This window comes from Streptomyces spongiicola, from assembly GCF_003122365.1.
GTDB lineage: Bacteria > Actinomycetota > Actinomycetes > Streptomycetales > Streptomycetaceae > Streptomyces > Streptomyces spongiicola.
In genome coordinates this window covers 5953600-5970846 of record NZ_CP029254.1, presented here as the reverse complement: position 1 = coordinate 5970846, position 17247 = coordinate 5953600, and the positions used below count along the sequence as shown (strand labels likewise).

The following is a 17247-nucleotide window of genomic DNA, read 5'->3' as shown; positions in this document are numbered from 1 at the left end:
TCCTTGCGTTCGAGCTGGTCGAGCTTGCCGATTTCGCCGAGTCTAATGTTCCGCTCCCGGCGGCTGTCATCGGGCGGTGCGTTCCGCGTCACCCCATCGGACGACACGGGGCCCTTGCGTACGGCTGCCCGCCCCTCGGGGGGTGAGACGCGGCGGTGCCCGGCGCCGGTTCCGGCGCCGGGCACCGCCCGTGGGTGGCCGCTACGCGCGGCCGGCGGTCTTCTGCGTCTTGCGCGTGACCGAGTCGATCACGACGGTGGCGAGGAGCACCCCACCGGTGATCATGAACTGGATGGGGGTGGCGATGCCCTCCAGCGCGAGCCCGTACTGGATCGAGACGATCACCATGACGCCGAGCAGCGCGTTCCAGGTGCGGCCGCGGCCGCCGAAGAGGCTGGTGCCGCCGATGACGGCCGCCGCGATGACGTTCATCAGCAGCTCGCCGGCGCCCGCGCTCTGGTTGGCGGCGGCGATCTTGGAGGCCCAGAAGAGGCCGCCGACGGCCGCGAAGGTGCCGGCGATGGCGAAGACCGAGATCCGCACCGCGGTGACGTTGATGCCGGCGCGCCGGGCGGCCTCGACGCTGCCGCCGAGGGCGAAGACCTTGCGTCCGTAGGCGGTGCGCCGCAGGACGAAGTCGGTGGTCACCAGGACCGCCAGGAACAGCACCAGGGCCAGCGGCAGGCCCTTGTACTGGTTGAACATGTACGCGGCGGCGAAGGACACGGCGGCGAGCAGCACCGTGCGGAGCACGATGTCGCCGAGCGGCCGGGACGGGATGCCGGCCGCCCGGCGGCGGCGGGCGTCGGTGGAGGCCGAGACGAAGAACACGGCGACGGCCAGTCCGGCGAGTCCGTAGGCGGCGGCCACGTCGGAGAAGTAGTACGTGGTCAGCTTGGCCACGATGCCGTCGCCGTCCAGGTTGATGGTGCCCTGGGAGCCGAGGAGCTGGAGCATGAAGCCCTGCCAGAACAGCAGGCCGGCCAGGGTGACGGCGAAGGCGGGGGCGCCGATGCGGGCGAAGAAGAAGCCGTGGAGGGCTCCGATGACCGCGCCGCCGGCCACGGCGGCCAGTACGGACAGCCACTCGTTCATCCCGTGGGTGACGCTGAGCACGGCCACGATCGCGCCGGACACACCGCTGACCGCGCCGACCGACAGGTCGATCTCGCCGAGCAGCAGCACGAAGATGATGCCGACGGCCATCATGCCGGTGGCGACCATGGTGACGGCGATGTTGCTGAGGTTCTGCGCGGAGAGGAACTGGGAGTTCAGGCTCTGGAAGATCGCGCAGATCAGGACCAGGCCGATGACGACCGGGATGGAGCCCAGGTCGCCGGCGTGGAGCTTGCGCTTGAACTCCGCGATGTAGCCGCCGATGCCCTGCTCGCGCACCAGGAGCCGGGGGTCGACCGCGGTGGGCGCGGTGTGCGCGGTGGGCGCGGCTTCCGGGGTGCCCACCCGGTGGCGGCCGCCGGCGGGTGCCGGGGTCTTGTCGATGCTCACTTCTGCGCCTCCGAGGTGCGCGCCGCACGACGGGTCACGGCGTTGTCCGTGGCGCCGGTGATGGCGGAGATGATCTCTTCCTGAGAGGTGGCCTTGACGTCGAAGACGCCGTTGTTCCGGCCGAGCCGGAGCACCGCCACCGTGTCGGCGACGGCCTTCACGTCGGCCATGTTGTGGCTGATGAGGATGACGGCGTGGCCGCGCTCGCGCAGCCGCTCGACCAGGTCGAGCACCTGCGCGGTCTGCTCGACGCCGAGGGCCGCGGTGGGCTCGTCGAGGATGACCAGCTTGGGGGAGCCGAGCATCGAGCGGGCGATGGCCACGGTCTGCCGCTGGCCGCCGGACAGCGAGGCGATCGGGATCCGGACGCTGGGGATGCGGATGGACAGCGTGCTCAGCAGTTCGCGGGAGCGGCGCTCCATCTCGACCTCGTCGAGGACGCCTCGCTTGCGGAGTTCCCGGCCGAGGTACAGGTTGCCGACGACGTCGATGTTGTCGCACAGCGCGAGGTCCTGGTAGACGGTCGCGATGCCCAGGTTCTGGGCGTCGTGGGGCTTGCCGATCGACACGGCCCTGCCCTCCCACTCGACGACGCCCTCGTCGATGGGGTGCACGCCGGCGATCGTCTTGACCAGCGTGGACTTTCCGGCGCCGTTGTCGCCCACCAGGGCGACCACCTCACCGGCGTGGACCTCAAGCTCTACGTCGGTGAGCGCCTGAACGGCACCGAACCGCTTGGAGACCCCGCGCAACGCCAGCACGGGCGTAGCGGACACGTGAACCATCTCCTTCGCCGCCTGACCGGCGGGATGCCGCGCCGCAGGGGTGGCGCGGAAGGTTGAGCAGCTGGAAGAAGCGTTTCTGCCCGGTGCCCCACCCCCATAGCGGGGGCTGGATGAGGGCGGGGCACCGGCCAGGCTTCAGGGAGCGTCCCTCGGGGACGTGATGCCTACTTCAGGCCGATCGCGTCGCAGGCGGCCTTGAACTTCGGGGTGCAGATGTCGGCGGCGGTGTAGACGCCGTCCTTGATCACGGAGTCCGCGATGTTGTCCTGGGTCAGGGAGACGACCGGGACGAGCACGGACGGGATGCCCTGGGTGGTGGGGCTGTCGACCTTGGACGTGGCGATCGCGTCGAGGCTCTGGCCCTTGGCGAGCGCGACGGCCATCTCGGCGGCCGCGGCCGCCTCCGGCGCGTACGGCTTGTAGATGCTCATGAACTGCTCGCCCGCGACGATGCGCTGCACGCCCGCGAGTTCGGCGTCCTGACCGGTCACCGGCGGGAGCTTGTCGAAGCCGCCGGCCTTGAGGGCGGTGATGATGCCGCCCGCCATGCCGTCGTTCGCGGAGTAGACGCCGACGATCTTGTCCTTGCCGAGGGCCGAGATCGCGGCCTCCATGTTGGCGTTGGCGTTCTCCGGCTTCCACTCCTTGGTGTCGTACTCCTTGCCGACGTTCACCTTGCCGTCGAGGACGGAGTGGGCGCCCTTCTTGAAGAGCGCGGCGTTCGGGTCGGTGACGGAGCCGTTCATCATGACGATCTGGCCGCTCTTGGCCTTGTCGCCGAGCTCCTCGAGGAGCGCCTCGCCCTGGACCCGGCCGACCTCTTCGTTGTCGAAGGAGGTGTAGGCGTCGACGGGGCCCTCGGCGAGACGGTCGTAGGCGACGATCGGGATGCCCGCGTCCTTGGCCTTCTTGACACCGCCGGCGATGGCCTTGGAGTCCACCGCGTCGACGATCAGCGCGTCGACCTTGTTGGTGATCATGGTGTCGACCTGCTGGGTCTGCAGCGTCGCGTCCTGCTTGGCGTTGGCGTAGACGACCTTCGCCTTGCCGTTCGTCAGCTCGCTGATCTTCTTCTCGATGAGCGGCTTGTCGAACTTCTCGTAGCGCGCGGTCTGGTTCTCGGGGAGCAGGAGACCGATGGTGAGCTCGTCGCCCTTGGCGGTACCGGTCTTGGCGCCGCTGTCGCCGGACTCCTTGGCGCTGCCGCAGGCGGCGAGGGACACGGCCATCGCGGCGGCGGTCACGGCCACGGCGACACGACGCATCTGCGTGTTCATTCAGAAACCTCCCTGACGAGGCCGCGTCCTTGCGGCCGAGGTGGCTGGAAGTCAACTCGGCTGTAACGCCAGCGTCAAGGAGTAAATCCTTAACGAGATGACAACGTCGCCATTCGTTATCTAAGTGAAGGCAGGACTGCCCGCCGGCACCGAGCTGTCCAGAAGTGTCGAATCGCCCATTTCCCCGAGCACCAGGGCCAGCGCGCCCAGCACCTCGGCCCTGGCGCCCAGCGCCCCGGGGAGGACGGAGAGCCGCCGGGCGGCACTGGGGATCGCATACCGGGAGACGGACTCGCGGATCGGCGCGAGCACCAGCTCCCCGGCCTCCGCGAGGCTGCCGCCCAGGACCACCCTGCTGGGGTTCAGCAGGTTGCACAGGTTGGCCACGCCGCTGCCGACGTGCCGGCCGACGTCGGCGACGACCCGCCGGCAGCCCGGATCGCCCTCCCGCGCCAGCTGGACGACCTTCTCCATGGTCAGGTCCGGGCCGTGGCTCGACTGGAGCAGCGGCAGCACATAGCGGGCCGCGGTGAACGTCTCGAGGCAGCCCCGGTTGCCGCAGCGGCAGACGGGCCCCGACTCGTCCAGGGTGATATGCCCGATCTCGCCCGCCGTGCCGCCGGGGCCGCGGTAGATCTGGCCCTCTATGACGAGTCCGGCGCCGACACCGCTGGCGACCTTGATGTACGCGAGGTCCTTCACGCCGCGGCCGCTCCCCCAGACCAGCTCGCCCAGGGCGCCGAGGTTGGCGTCGTTGTCGACGTACACGGGCACGCCGAGCCGGCCGGCGAGTTCCCGGCTGGGGTTGATGCCGCTCCAGCCCGGCAGGATCGCCGTGGATCCCAGGCTGCCGGACTCCACGTCGATCGGGCCGGGCACGCCCAGACCGACCCCGACGATCTTGTCCGGGCCGATTCCGGTGGCCTCGATGAGCCGTTTGACCAGCAGCTCCGCCCGGTCGAAGCCCTGGGCGGAGGAGGCGTCCACATCGAGCGGCTCGGACTCCTCGGCGAGGACCTGGTGGGCCAGGTTGCCGATCGCCACCCGCAGGTGCGTATGCCCGAAGTCGACGCCGACGACAATGCCGGCGTCGCCGCTGAGCGAGACGCTGCGGGCCCGGCGGCCGCCCGCGGAGGTGGGGGTGACCTCGACGGTCCCGCCCTCCTTCAGCTCCCGGACGATGTTGGAGACGGTCGCGGCGGACAGGCCCGTGCTCCTCGCGATCTCGGCCTGGGTGAGCGAACCGGCCAGACGCACGGCGCGTACGACCCTCTCGAGATTGGCCCGATGCAGAGATGTCTGCGACCCCGGAGTCTCCATCGACTCACACACTCCTGCTCTTCACTCCAACATGTGAACTCCAAGGGGAGCCTTTCGGGCCGCTCTCCGTCAAGACCTGAGCGAAAGCCCGACCCATCCGAGGAAGCGCGCGCACCGCCCGCCGGGAGTGCCGGACGGACGGTACGAGAGCGGTGGCGGAGCGGCGGGGACTACTTCAGGGCGCCCGCCGTGAGGCCCGCGACGACCTGGCGCTGGAAGACGACGTACGCGGCGAGCACCGGCAGCATCGCCATCACCAGGCCCGCGAACAGGCCGGACCAGTCGCCCTTGTACCCCTGGCTGACGGCCAGCTGCACCAGCCCCTGGGAGAGCACCTTGTGCTCCGGATCGGTGTTGAGCACCGTCGGCAGCATGTACTGGTTCCACTGACCGAGGAAGTTGAAGATCCCGACACTGATCAGTCCGGGCTTGGCCATCGGCAGCATGACCTGGAAGAACGTCCGGGTGTGCGAGGCCCCGTCGATCAGCGCCGCCTCGGCCACCGAGGTCGGCAGCGTACGGAAGAAGGCGGTCAGGAAGAACACGGTGAACGGCAGGGAGTAGGCGATGTACACCAGGATCAGGCCGTGGACGGTGTTCAGGAGCTGAATGTTGTTCATGACGAAGAACAGCGGGACAAGCGCCAGCATGATCGGGAAGCTCATCCCCCCGATGAAGAGGAAGTAGAGGAAGCGGTTCCCGGGGAAGTCGAACCGGGCCAGGACGTACGCCGCCATCGAACCCAGCAGCAGAGTGCCCGCGAGCGAGCCGGCGACCACCAGGACGGTGTTCAGGAAGTAGTCGCTCATATGCGCCTGGCTCCAGGCACGCGACCAGTTCTCGAAGTGGAGCCGGTCCGGCGGCGACCACGGCGAGCTGAAGATCGCGTTGTCGTCCTTGAAGGACGTCATCACCGCCCACAGCAGCGGCATGACGACCATGAAGGCCCACAGGACCAGCACGCCATGCGAGAAGGCGTTCAGGACCCCGCCGCGGCCGCGCCTGCCGCCCTTCCCCGGCCCCGCGCCGGACAGGCCGGCCTTCACCTCCTGCGGCAGGGGTTCCGCGGTGCCGGCGGGAGAGGTCTGAGTCGTCCTCAAGTCAGTACTCCAGGCGCTCGCGGCGGCCCAGCCTCATCACGACGGCCGCGAAGGCCAGCGTGACGACGAGCAGGGCGACGCCGATCGTCGTCGCATAGGCCGCGGCGCCGTCGCGGAACGCCGACTGGTACACGTACAGCACCAGCACCGTGGTCGAGTAGTCGGGGCCGCCCGGCCCCGTGGTCATGATCTGCACCACCGCGAAGGACTCGGCGCCGAGCGCGAGGATGCCCATGTAGACCCAGCCGGACTGGATGGTGTCCCGCAGCAGCGGCAGGGTGATCCGGAAGAAGGTGGTGATCCGGCCCGCGCCGTCCAGCAGCGCCGCCTCGTAGAAGTCCCGGGGGATGGACGCCATGCCCGCCGAGAACAGGACGACGAAGAAGCCGACCGTGGACCAGACGAGGACCGCCATCACGCACCAGAGGGCGAGGTCCGGGTCACCGAGCCACAGCGGCTGGACGCCGCCGAGCCCGATCGCCCGCAGCCCGGAGTTGATCGCCCCGCTCTCCGGGTTGTACGCGAACTGGAAGAGCAGGGCGACGATCGCGATCGAGAGCACCTGCGGGAAGAAGTAGGCGACCTTGTAGAACGACGAGCCCCGCACCCCGGAGACCGCCGCGCCCCGGCGGGGCCGCCCGCCCACATTGATCATGAAGGCGAAGAACAGGGCGAGGCCGATCGTCAGCACCGGCAGCAGCAGCGCGAACAGCAGGCTGTGCCGGAGCGACGTCCAGAAGACGTCGTCGTCCCAGAGCCTGGCGTAGTTGTCGAGGCCGACCACGGAGAAGTCCGGGCTCAGACCGGTCCAGTCCGTGAAGGAGTAGTAGATGGACTGGACGAACGGCCAGACGACGAAGAGTGCGTACAGCCCCAGGGGGGCCGCCAGGAACCCCGCGATGAACCGGTACTTGCCGTGCTGCATGGTTACCGACCCCGAATCCTCAGGAGTGATCCGCCCGTGCTGCGTGCTCCCGGGGCGCGCCCCGGGAGCACGGGCCGCTCACCGGTGCTTGTCACCGGTGCTTGTACTTCCTGACGGACGGGTCCTGCGCGGCCCGGTCGGCGAAGCCCTGGATCCTGCTGACGGCCTCGGTCGGGGTGAGCCGCCCGGCCATCATCTCGCCGAGACCGGCGACGCCGATCTGCTCCTTCTGGAGTTTGACGTACCAGTCCTGGAGCCGCGGGTTGACGACGTTCTCGCCGGCCCTCTCCAGCGCGGCGACGCCCGACCTCAGACCCGGCGTCAGCCCGATCCCGTCGGTGCCGCCGTCGAACGCGGTCAGCGACTTGACCTGGCGGGTGAAGTTCCTCGAGGACTCCTCGCCGAGCATGATCCGAAGCTGCTCCATACCGCCCTCGACGTTCCTCGCCTTCGCCGGGACGATGAAGGGCTCGCCGCCGGAGGCCCAGAGGGTGCCGAAGGGCATCCTGTCCGAGGCGTCGAGCCCGGACGGCGCGGAGACGGTGAGGTCGAAGTCCTTCGGCATGGTGCCGGCCGCCTCGTTCTCCACCCAGGAGCCGTTGGGGATGAACAGCGCCCTGCCCTTGGTCCAGGCGGTCTGGGACTGGATGTGGTCCAGGCCGGGGGTGCCCCTGAGGACGTAGCCCTTCCGCTGGAGCTCGTAGTACGCCTCGAACGCGGCCTTGACGGCGGGGTGCTTCCAGGCGTTCGGCTCCAGGTTGTCGATGGACTCCAGGACCTCCCGGCCGCCGATCTTGGCGATGAACGGGTAGAGCGAGAACGGCAGGTAGTAGGGGTGCTTGCCGGCGTACGTCCAGCCCGCGATGCCCTGCCTCTTCGCCTTCTCGCACAGGGCGAGCATCTCGTCCCAGGTCTCGGGGTACTGCGCGTCGAGCCGGTCGAGCGCGGTGCGCGAGTACCAGACGCCGTAGACCGTGTAGGCGTAGTAGAGGATCCAGACCGGCGCTCCGTCGAACTGGCCCATCTCGACGATGCCGGGGCGCAGCGTGTCCCGGACCTTCCTGCCCGGGTCGTCGATCGAGGGCGCGTCCAGCAGCGGGGTGAGGTCGGCGAGCTGCTTCTTGCCGACGAGGACGCCCATGTCCATCTGCTCGGCACCGGAGTTGTCGATGAGGTCCGGCGGGGTGCCTCCGTTGAACCGGGGCTGAAGCTCGGACTGGATCTTCTGGGTGGCCCTGTGGGTGACCTCGGGGGCCTCGGGGAAGGCCGCGTTGTACTTCTTCTCCGCGTCGATGGCGTACTGCTGTCCGAAACCCCCGTCGAAGATGACGACTTCGAGGGCCGCGGTCTCGTTGACGCCGAGCGGGTTGGCCTTGGTGACCTCGCCCTTCTCGACCTTCGGGCCGCCGGCGCCGCCACCGCCGCCGGCACATGCGGACAGGAAGCCCGTCGCGGGGAGGGTGACCAGGCCGAGCGCCGCGGACCGCTTGATCAGGTCGCGGCGGCCGAGACCGCCGTTCGGGTGGCCGGAGGTGGATCCCATGCTCAGTCCTCGCCTTCTCCAGGACTCAGGCGGTGAGCCGGTCGCCCGTTCTTCCTGGGACGAAGGGCCCCGCCACCGCGGTCGATTGCTGAAGCTGGTCGTGCAGGGGTGGTTCCGTGGCTGTGGGAACGGACTGCCGTCCGGGCCGCAGACGATACTTCGCCTGCCCGTCCCCGGCCCTTCGCCGTGCCTTCCGGCGAGGCGGACGCCGACAGGTATAGTCCACTCCCCTCCGACGGAGCAAGATCGAAAACAGGGTCGCGCGGCAGTCTTTCCCGAGTTGAGACCTCGCGGGCGCGGGACACGGCGGGAACGTGCGCGAGAACACCTGGACACAGTAGGGCGGCGACAGGACGCCGGCGCGGGAGTCCAGCGGACGCGGCCGGATCCGAACCGACATGCCGTCAACACCCTTGACATCACTGGGCACTTGCCTCCCTACTGGTCCCTGCACAGCATCGCTGACAACGTTGTCCCTCTCTCATTGCCCCTCGTCGCCCCTCGTCGGCCCTCCGTCGCCTCTCACCGCCTCCCCTGCCCGCTGTGCCCGCTGCGCCCCGTCCCCCCGCCACCGCCTCGCCCCTCCCCCACCGCGCCGCACCGCACCCCACCGCACCGCACCGCACCGCACCGCACCGGCCGGTTCAGTTCCGGCCGGTTCAGTTCCGGCCCGGCCGCCGCTATGTGTAACGGCTCGTCACCACCTGTCCATGCCACCCCTTCCGGCGGGAGGAACCGCTTCCCATGCGGCAACGATCCAGCCCCAGGCATCCCCACGCCCGCACGGCCGCCCTGGTGGCGGCCGCTTCCCTGCTGGTGCTGACGGCGCAGTCGGCGGCCGTCGCCCTGCCCTCCCGGCCCCCGGCCCCCGCGGCGGAGTTCTCCAGCTCCTTCGAGGCCGACCAGCCCCAGCCCGATTGGCGCGACGCCGTCGACACCGGACCGGACGGAGCGAAGCGGTCCGAGGGCGTCGACGGCGGCTTCACCTCGGGCATCCCCGGCAATGTCACCGACAGGGTCACCGAACTGCGCGCCAGCGGCGAGAACACCGGCGCCGGCGAGACCAAGGAGAACCTGGTCGACCTCCAGCCGTCCACCAAATGGCTCACCTTCGAACCGGCCGGCTGGGTGGAGTTCGACACGGACGGCCCCGTCAAGGTCGTCACCTACGCACTGACCTCGGCCAACGACTTCGCCGAGCGCGACCCCAGGGACTGGACGCTCAAGGGCTCGGCGGACGGTGCGGACTGGACGGTCCTGGACACCCGCGAGGGCCAGGCCTTCGACGAGCGCTTCCAGACGAGGACGTACGGCATCGACGCGGCGAAGGCCGGGGAGTACGCGCGCTACCGCCTGGAGATCACCCGCAACAACGGAGCCCCGGACATCGTCCAGCTCGCCGACGTGCAGTTCTCCGACGGAAGCACCGGCAGCCCCGTACCGGAGGACATGCGCAGCCATGTCGACCGCGGTCCGGCGGGCTCCCCCACCGCGAAGGCCCGTGCGGGCTTCACCGGCACGCGCGCGCTGCGGTACGCGGGCACGCACCGGCCGGACGGCCGCGCGTACTCGTACAACAGGGTGTTCGACGTCGACACGGCCGTGCGCAGGGACACCGAGCTGTCGTACCGGGTCTTCCCGTCGATGGCCGAGACCGACCTCCGCTACCCGGCCACCAACGTGGCGGTCGACCTCGCCTTCACCGACGGCACCCATCTGAGCGACCTCCGGGCGGTGGACTCGCACGGCGGGCCGCTCACACCGCAGGGGCAGGGCGCCGCGAAACGGCTCTACGTCAACCAGTGGAACCATGTGGCGTCCCGGATCGGCTCGGTCGCCGCGGGGAAGACCGTGGACCGGATCCTGGTGGCGTACGACGCGCCCGAGGGCCCGGCGAAGTTCCAGGGGTGGGTCGACGACATCCGGATCGCCCCGAAGGCGCCCGAGAAGCGGCTCGCGCACCTCGCGGACTACGCCTCGACGGTGCGCGGCACCAACTCCAGCGGCGCGTTCTCGCGCGGCAACACCTTCCCGGCGACGGCCGTCCCGCACGGCTTCAACTTCTGGACACCGGTGACCAACGCCGGCTCGCTCAGCTGGCTGTACGAGTACGCCCGCGCCAACAACGCCGACAACCTGCCCACGGTGCAGGCGTTCAGCGCCAGCCACGAGCCGAGCCCGTGGATGGGCGACCGGCAGACCTTCCAGCTGATGCCGTCCGCCGCGAAGGGCACCCCGGACACCGGCCGTACCGCCCGCGCCCTGCCCTTCCGCCACGAGAAGGAGACCGCCCGGCCGCACTACTACGGCGTGACGTTCGAGAACGGGCTGAAGGCGGAGATCGCCCCCACCGACCACGCGGCGATGATGCGGTTCACCTATCCGGGCGATGACGCCTCGGTGCTCTTCGACAACGTCACGGAGCAGGCCGGGCTGACGCTCGACCCCGAGACCAGCTCCTTCACCGGCTACTCCGACGTCAGGAGCGGGCTGTCCACCGGCGCAACCCGGTTGTTCGTGTACGGCGTCTTCGACGCGCCCGTCACCTCCTCCTCGTCCCGGGGCGTCGCCGGCCATCTGCGGTTCGACGCGGGCGAGGACCGCACCGTGACACTGCGCATCGCCACCTCGCTGATCGGCGTCGACCAGGCCAGGAAGAACCTCGCGCAGGAGATCCCCGCGTCCGCGGCCTTCGGGCGGATCAGGGACCGGGCGCGCGACGCCTGGGACGCCCTGCTCGGCCGGGTCGAGGTCGAGGGCGCCACCCACGACCAGCTCGTGACCCTGTACTCCTCGCTCTACCGGCTGTACCTCTACCCGAACTCCGGCTTCGAGAAGGTCGACGGCAAGGACAGGTACGCCAGCCCCTTCTCGCCGCAGACCGGCCCGGACACCCCGACCCGTACCGGCGCGAAGATCGTCGACGGCCGGGTGTACGTCAACAACGGCTTCTGGGACACCTACCGCACGACCTGGCCCGCCTACTCCCTCCTCACCCCGGAGAAGGCGGGCGAACTGGTCGACGGGTTCGTCCAGCAGTACCGGGACGGCGGCTGGATCTCCCGGTGGTCCTCCCCCGGCTACGCCGACCTGATGACCGGCACCTCCTCCGACATCGCCTTCGCCGACGCCTATGTGAAGGGCGTCCGCGGCTTCGACGCTCAGGAGGCGTACGAGGCGGCGCTGAAGAACGCCACGGTGGCGCCGCCGCACCGGGGCGTGGGCCGCAAGGGCATGGAGACCTCCCCGTTCACCGGTTACGCCTCCACCGCCACTCACGAGGGCCTGTCGTGGTCGCTGGAGGGCTACCTCAACGACTACGGCCTGTCGAGGATGGCGGCGGCCCTCCACGCGAAAACGGGGAAGGCGCGCTACCAGGACGAGTCCGCCTACTTCCTGAACAGGGCCCGCAACTACGTGACGCTGTTCGACGGGAAGGCGGGCTTCTTCCAGGGCCGCGACGCGAAGGGCGCCTGGCGGGTCCCCTCGGACGCGTACGACCCCCGGGTCTGGGGCCACGACTACACCGAGACCAACGGCTGGGGCTATGCGTTCACCGCGCCGCAGGACAGCCGGGGACTGGCCAACCTGTACGGCGGCCGGCCGGGACTCGCCGGGAAGCTCGACACCTACTTCTCGACCCCGGAGACGGCGTCGCCGGAGTTCGTCGGCTCGTACGGCAGCGTCATCCACGAGATGACCGAGGCCCGTGACGTGCGGATGGGCATGTACGGCCACTCCAACCAGGTCGCCCACCACGTCGCCTACATGTACAACGCGGCCGCCCAGCCGTGGAAGACGCAGGAGAAGGTGCGCGAGGTCCTCTCCCGCCTCTACACCGGCAGCGAGATCGGGCAGGGCTACCACGGCGACGAGGACAACGGGGAGCAGTCGGCCTGGTTCCTCTTCTCCGCGCTCGGCTTCTATCCGCTGGTGATGGGCAGCGGGGAGTACGCGGTCGGCTCTCCGCTCTTCAGGAAGGCGACCGTCCACCTGGAGAACGGCCGGGAACTCGTGGTGAAGGCACCCCGGAACAGCGCCCGCAACATCTACGTCCAGGGCCTGAAGGTGAACGGCAAGCGCTGGAACTCCACCGCGCTCCCCCACGGGCTGCTGACGCGGGGCGGCACCCTGGAGTTCGACATGGGGCCGGAGCCGTCGCGCTGGGGCACGGGCAAGGGCGCCGCGCCCGTCTCGATCACCCGGGACGACAAGGTGCCCTCGCCCCGCCGGGACGCGATCAGCGGCCCGGGCGCGCTCTTCGACGACACCTCCGAGACCCAGGCGGCGCTTGGGGCGGCCGTGGACCTGCCGGTCACCGAGGTCACACGGGCCGTGCAGTACACGCTCACCTCGGCGGCGCACGACCAGGCCCCCGCGGAATGGGTGCTCCAGGGCTCCCGGGACGGCACGGCCTGGACCGATCTGGACCGGCGGTCAGGTGAGTCGTTCGCCTGGGACCGGCAGACACGGGCCTTCACCGTCGCCCGCCCCGGCGGCTACCGGGAGTACCGGCTGGTCCCCGCCGGGGGTGCGGTGAAGCCCGTGCTGGCGGAGGTCGAGCTGCTGTCCTGAGCGCTCCTCGCCCCCGTGTCCGGGCCGCGGTCCCTCCGGGGCCGCGGCCCGGGCGTGGGCCGGGGCGGGCCGGGGCGGGCCGGGCGCGGGTGCGAGGGGTGGCTGGACGTGGGCCCCGGGTGCGAGGGGTGGCTGGACGTGGGCTGGGCGTCTTGCCGGGCGGAAGGGGCGGGGCACCGACCCGCCGCAGGGGCCCGGCGTGAGCGCCCGGCGTGGGCCGCGGGTGCGAGGGGTGGCTGGACGTGGGCTGGGCGTGTTGCCGGGCGGAAGGGGCGGGGCACCGACCCGCCGCAGGGGCCCGGCGTGAGCGCCCGGCGTGAAGGGCCGGCGTGGGACGCGGGGATGCCGGGACACGGAGATGCCGGGACGCGGAGGTCCTCAGCCTCCTTGGGCGGGTGGCACCGCGGCCGTGAGCACGAGCGCTGCGGCCGACAGGGCCAGGAAGAGCAGCGGGCCCGCGATGTTGTGGAAGACGCGGGCGCGGACGTGGAACACCAGGGCACCGATGAAGAAGAGCACCAGCCCCGTGGCGGCGGCCGTGCCGACGGCGGTGAGACCGAGGAGGCCGAGCAGGAGCCCCAGGGCCGCCGCGCCCTTCAGCGCCCCGAGGGCGGGCAGCCAGGACGGCGGGACGCCGACCGCGGCGGCGTTGGCGACCACGAACCGCGCCCTCAGGAAGTTGGCGGCTGCCTCAACGGCGTTGGCCGCGATGGCGACGGCGGTGACGACTGCGTAGGCGGTGAACACGGGGACCTCTGTTCGGCTCGGCGGGCAAGGACGGGGACGGCGAGAGCAGGGGCCGGCCCTCGGACCGCGACCGCGACGGATGCCGGGAGACAAGTGCGCGGAGACAAGTGCGCGGTGACGGCCCTCGGTGTGCGGTACGGGGGCGGCCGCCGTGCGACACGTCCAGCCTGCCGAGCGGCCTGCGAAGCGTCCAATGCCCCTTTCCATAACCTGGCGGCATGGATGTGGACACCCGGTTGCTGCGCTCCTTCGTCGCGGTGGCGGAGGAGGGGAGCCTGACCCGCGCGGCGGAGCGGCTGTTCGTGTCGCAGCCCGCCCTGACCCGGCAGGTCCGGCAGCTGGAAACCCTGCTGGGCACGGTGCTGTTCACGCGTTCCCGGGCCGGTATGGCGCTCACCGAACCGGGCCGGGCCCTGGCGCGGCTGGTCCCGTCGCTGCTGGCGGACTGGGACGGGATACTGAGGGAGACCAAGAGCGCGGCGAGCCGGGCGGAGCGGGTACTGAGAGTGGGCTTCCTGGCCAGTGCGGCGAACGAGTCGACACCGGACATCATCGCGGAGTTCGCCCGGCGACGACCGGGCTGGCGGGTGGAGATGCGGCAGGCGGCCTGGTCGAACCCGAGCGCGGGACTCGCCGACGGGGACGTCGACGCAGCCCTGCTGCGGCTGCCGTTCCCCGGTCAGGGCGCGCTGCGCGTGGCGGAGCTGCTGGAGGAACCCCGGTGGGTGGCGCTCCCCTCCGGCCATCCGCTGGCCGCACGTGAAGGGCTGTCGTTCCATGAGCTGTGGGACGAGCCGTTCGTGGCCGCACCGCCGGAAACCGGTCCCTGGCGCGACTACTGGCTGGCGGCGGACGAGCGCGGTGGCCGGCCCGTGCGTATCGGCGCCGTCACCGACCAGCCGGACGACTGGCTCAGCGCGATCGCGAACGGCTACGGGGTCGCGCTCGCGCCTGAGTCGGCCGCCCGCTTCTACGCCCGGCCCGGGGTCGCCTACCGGCCGGTGAGCGGTGTCAGCCCCAGCCGGGTCGCGGTGGCCTGGGCTCCCGTGGACGACGGCAACCCCGTGGTGCGGGACTTCGTCGACTGCTGCCGCGAGGCGGTTGCCGGTCCGCGGTGACCCGTCGCCCCCCCGGGGGCCGGGTGGCCGAGCGGCCGGGGCCGGGGGACCGGATCCCGCGCCGCGCTCAGGGCCGGGGCCCGCTCGTCGCATGGTGCGGAGGGAGGGCGCGGACCGAAGCGTCCGGCGCGGAACGACGGTGCTCACCGGGTGCCCGGGCGCGGGCGGCCCCCGGCAGCGGACGGGGACCGTCAGAGCCCAGAGCCCAGGGACCGGACGGCGACGGCGACGGCGACGGCGACGGCGACGGCGACGGCGACGGCGACGGCGACGGCGACGGGCCGCAACCTCGCAGCGCGAATCGAGGTTGCGGCCCCTGGCAGACCGCGTGGGCGCCGTACCGCACGGGTATCGCCTGCGACCATGGTCACAGAGGGCGTGTCCCGCACCTTCGAGCGCGGGCGTCCCGCCCCCACTCACGAGACGCAGGGGCAGGGCGCTCGTTCACATCAGGTCAGGAACCGGCAAGTCCGCGAAGCACGTACTGAGACATGCTCCCGCTACACGGTAGTTCTGCAGGATTTCGAGGCGATGGCGTCTTGCGATGATCCTCGCATCAGATCGCCATAATGACCATTGTTTCCGGGTGCGGAGAGCGCATCCGGCCGGGTTTTCCTACCGCTGACGCAGCACCTCGACACGCGTAGCACGGCGAGTCAACGTGCTTCATTGGCGATTGCTGTCGGTGCGTCGCCATACTGCGCCAGGCAGGCTCTCGGACCAGTGCACGTCATGGGCGCGGAGCGCCAGACCGGACAGCTGGAGGGCCGCAGAAGCGGTACTCGACACCGGCGGAACAGGGCCCGGTCGCGCTCCTCTCGCGTTCGCGCTCACCCAATGCTGCAACGTGAGCCCGCTGGTCCGGTTCTCCCTGATCGTGACCGAGACGGACTGCTGGACCGGCATGGCACCGGCGATGCCGGTAGTCGCCGGATGCGCGCTCACCGACGATGTACGACGCTGCGAAGCGCGCCTACTTCGTCTCGTTCGGGTGGCTCGTGTGCACCTGCTCCAGGAAGACCGTGCGCTCGTGGACGTAGAACCAGATGTGCGCGGTGCCCTTCGCAGTCGGTTTGTGCTGCCACCGCTCATGGGTCGCGCCGCCACGCTCGATGACGCCGAGCTCACCCTTGAGCCGATAGTTCGTCGGCGTCGTGGACAGCGGCGTCCGCGTGAGGAAGTCCCAGGTCTCCGTCATGGGGTTGCGGATCGTCGCGACGAGGTCGCGCCATCCCTTCTGCGCGTCGGCCGTGGCGAAGCGGATCTCGTACTCGATCTTCTTTGGAGGACGAGGAACCAGCTCGCCCTTCTTGGCGGCCGCCACGGCTACGGACGCTCCACAGTCTCATCGCCATCAAGCCACTCCAGACCGGCGCTGCCGTTGCTGAGCCCGGCCGCAATGGCGGTGGCCGTCTCTTTCCAGGAGGTCAGCTCTGCGATCGCGAGGTGCGTCTGGTCGGTGGAGAACGATGCGCGCGCCGCATCGACGAGGTCCTGCGCGCAGGACTCCCGGTCGGCCGGCGACAGCGCAAGCATCCAAGGAAAGGCCTTGGACATGCGCTCGGCGAGCGAGCCGCGGTCGTCGAGGGTGACGGTGATGAGCTGCGCGGCAAAGTTCAGCAAGCGGGCACGACCCTCGGCCTCGCGCTGCGACATCAGGACCAGAGCCTCGCCGTCACGCCGGGTCACCGTCACGGGGTGGTCCTCGGCCTCGGCGAAGACCTCGGCGGAGTGCTTGCTCAGGTCCGAGGAGCGCCGAGTCGCCACGGGGAGGCCTGATGCGATGGTCATGGATCCATGGTATTCGGAACGTATTCGGAAATCTAGTGGAAACCGCGGAGTGCGTGCGCCAGACTCAACCTCTGGATGCGGGATGCCGGAGATCTTCGTCGTCGTAGGATGCGCAGCTCCGCTCCCGGAACAGCTCGCGTGCAATCATGCCCGCGGACGCGTCTGACCTGGGACCAGGGCTCTGAGATGGCCGCCCACCACGCCTTCAGCATCGCCACCGACGTCCCGGTCCACTTCTGCGACCCGGCCAGCCCCTGGCAGCGCGGCTCGAACGAGAACACGAACGGCCTGCTGCGGCAGTACTTCCCCAAGGGCACCGGCCTGTCCGTCCACACCCGCGAACATCTCGACGCCATCGCCGCCGAACTCAACGGCCGCCCACGCGAAACGCTCGGCTGGGAAACCTCAGCCGAGCGCCTGCATAGACTGCTCGCCGCCCAACACAAACGATCACGTGTTGCGACGCCCCCTAGAAACCGCCACCAGGTGCGGGGTTCTTCGTCTTCGTAGGATGCGCAGTTCCGCTCCGGGAACAGATCGCCTGCAATCGTGGTCGCAGG

The 17247-nt window shown here is 70.4% G+C and carries 12 protein-coding genes and 1 pseudogene; 3 read left to right on the top strand and 10 right to left on the bottom strand.

The window, feature by feature from the left end; genetic code table 11:
* Window positions 1-201 precede the first annotated feature (201 nt).
* From DDQ41_RS26045 to ngcE, 7 genes are all read right to left on the bottom strand, one after another.
* A complete protein-coding gene (locus tag DDQ41_RS26045) occupies window positions 202-1506 on the bottom strand; it encodes a sugar ABC transporter permease (protein ID WP_109296643.1) in 1305 nt (434 codons plus the stop codon).
* Window positions 1503-2291, bottom strand: coding sequence for an ATP-binding cassette domain-containing protein (locus DDQ41_RS26040; RefSeq protein ID WP_109296642.1), 789 nt, complete (start codon window positions 2289-2291; stop codon window positions 1503-1505). The genes DDQ41_RS26045 and DDQ41_RS26040 overlap by 4 nt, the downstream gene beginning before the upstream one ends.
* 164 nt (window positions 2292-2455) lie before the next feature.
* Window positions 2456-3568: a substrate-binding domain-containing protein gene (locus DDQ41_RS26035; protein ID WP_109296641.1), complete on the bottom strand. Its 1113-nt coding sequence runs from the start codon at window positions 3566-3568 to the stop codon at window positions 2456-2458.
* A gap of 120 nt (window positions 3569-3688) precedes the next feature.
* A complete protein-coding gene (locus DDQ41_RS26030) occupies window positions 3689-4888 on the bottom strand; it encodes an ROK family transcriptional regulator (protein ID WP_109296640.1) in 1200 nt (399 codons plus the stop codon).
* A 170-nt stretch (window positions 4889-5058) separates the two neighbouring features.
* Complete coding sequence (locus DDQ41_RS26025) at window positions 5059-5988, bottom strand: carbohydrate ABC transporter permease (RefSeq protein ID WP_109296639.1); 930 nt, start codon at window positions 5986-5988, stop codon at window positions 5059-5061.
* 1 nt (window position 5989) lies between these two features.
* Window positions 5990-6913 carry a carbohydrate ABC transporter permease gene (locus tag DDQ41_RS26020; RefSeq protein WP_109296638.1) on the bottom strand — a complete coding sequence of 308 codons (924 nt, stop codon included), beginning with the start codon at window positions 6911-6913 and terminating at the stop codon, window positions 5990-5992.
* 91 nt (window positions 6914-7004) lie between these two features.
* Window positions 7005-8456 carry an N-acetylglucosamine/diacetylchitobiose ABC transporter substrate-binding protein gene (gene ngcE, locus DDQ41_RS26015; RefSeq protein WP_109296637.1) on the bottom strand — a complete coding sequence of 484 codons (1452 nt, stop codon included), beginning with the start codon at window positions 8454-8456 and terminating at the stop codon, window positions 7005-7007.
* A gap of 744 nt (window positions 8457-9200) precedes the next feature.
* On the opposite strand from ngcE, the gene DDQ41_RS26005 reads away from it, so the two are divergent.
* Entirely contained in the window at window positions 9201-13031 is a 3831-nt protein-coding gene (locus DDQ41_RS26005) for a GH92 family glycosyl hydrolase (RefSeq protein ID WP_109296635.1), read from the top strand.
* Between the two features lie 378 nt (window positions 13032-13409).
* On the opposite strand, the gene DDQ41_RS26000 is transcribed toward DDQ41_RS26005, so the two are convergent.
* On the bottom strand, window positions 13410-13778 hold the full coding sequence (locus tag DDQ41_RS26000; protein WP_109296634.1) for a DoxX family protein: 369 nt from the start codon (window positions 13776-13778) through the stop codon (window positions 13410-13412).
* Between the two features lie 218 nt (window positions 13779-13996).
* Between DDQ41_RS26000 and DDQ41_RS25995 the strand changes: the two genes are divergently transcribed.
* Window positions 13997-14896: a LysR family transcriptional regulator gene (locus DDQ41_RS25995; RefSeq protein WP_109296633.1), complete on the top strand. Its 900-nt coding sequence runs from the start codon at window positions 13997-13999 to the stop codon at window positions 14894-14896.
* Between the two features lie 973 nt (window positions 14897-15869).
* On the opposite strand, the gene DDQ41_RS25985 is transcribed toward DDQ41_RS25995, so the two are convergent.
* Together DDQ41_RS25985 and DDQ41_RS25980 are read right to left on the bottom strand one after the other, a co-directional pair.
* The gene (locus DDQ41_RS25985; protein WP_109296631.1) at window positions 15870-16220 is read right to left on the bottom strand and encodes a hypothetical protein; all 351 of its coding nucleotides are present in this window, start codon (window positions 16218-16220) and stop codon (window positions 15870-15872) included.
* A gap of 2 nt (window positions 16221-16222) precedes the next feature.
* Window positions 16223-16687, bottom strand: coding sequence for a type II toxin-antitoxin system Phd/YefM family antitoxin (locus DDQ41_RS25980; RefSeq protein ID WP_109296630.1), 465 nt, complete (start codon window positions 16685-16687; stop codon window positions 16223-16225).
* A 162-nt stretch (window positions 16688-16849) separates the two neighbouring features.
* Here DDQ41_RS25980 and DDQ41_RS25975 point away from each other — a divergent pair.
* Window positions 16850-17197: pseudogene (locus tag DDQ41_RS25975) on the top strand (IS30 family transposase); the annotation flags it as partial.
* Between the last annotated feature and the right edge of the window lie 50 nt (window positions 17198-17247).

Coding starts and splice junctions, on each gene's coding strand:
- DDQ41_RS26035 (WP_109296641.1), bottom strand. CDS start 3,568: ATGAACACGCAGATGCGTCGTGTCGCCGTGGCCGTGACCGCCGCCGCG.
- DDQ41_RS25995 (WP_109296633.1), top strand. CDS start 13,997: ATGGATGTGGACACCCGGTTGCTGCGCTCCTTCGTCGCGGTGGCGGAG.
- DDQ41_RS26005 (WP_109296635.1), top strand. CDS start 9,201: ATGCGGCAACGATCCAGCCCCAGGCATCCCCACGCCCGCACGGCCGCC.
- DDQ41_RS26040 (WP_109296642.1), bottom strand. CDS start 2,291: ATGGTTCACGTGTCCGCTACGCCCGTGCTGGCGTTGCGCGGGGTCTCC.
- DDQ41_RS26030 (WP_109296640.1), bottom strand. CDS start 4,888: ATGGAGACTCCGGGGTCGCAGACATCTCTGCATCGGGCCAATCTCGAG.
- ngcE (WP_109296637.1), bottom strand. CDS start 8,456: ATGGGATCCACCTCCGGCCACCCGAACGGCGGTCTCGGCCGCCGCGAC.
- DDQ41_RS25980 (WP_109296630.1), bottom strand. CDS start 16,687: ATGACCATCGCATCAGGCCTCCCCGTGGCGACTCGGCGCTCCTCGGAC.
- DDQ41_RS26020 (WP_109296638.1), bottom strand. CDS start 6,913: ATGCAGCACGGCAAGTACCGGTTCATCGCGGGGTTCCTGGCGGCCCCC.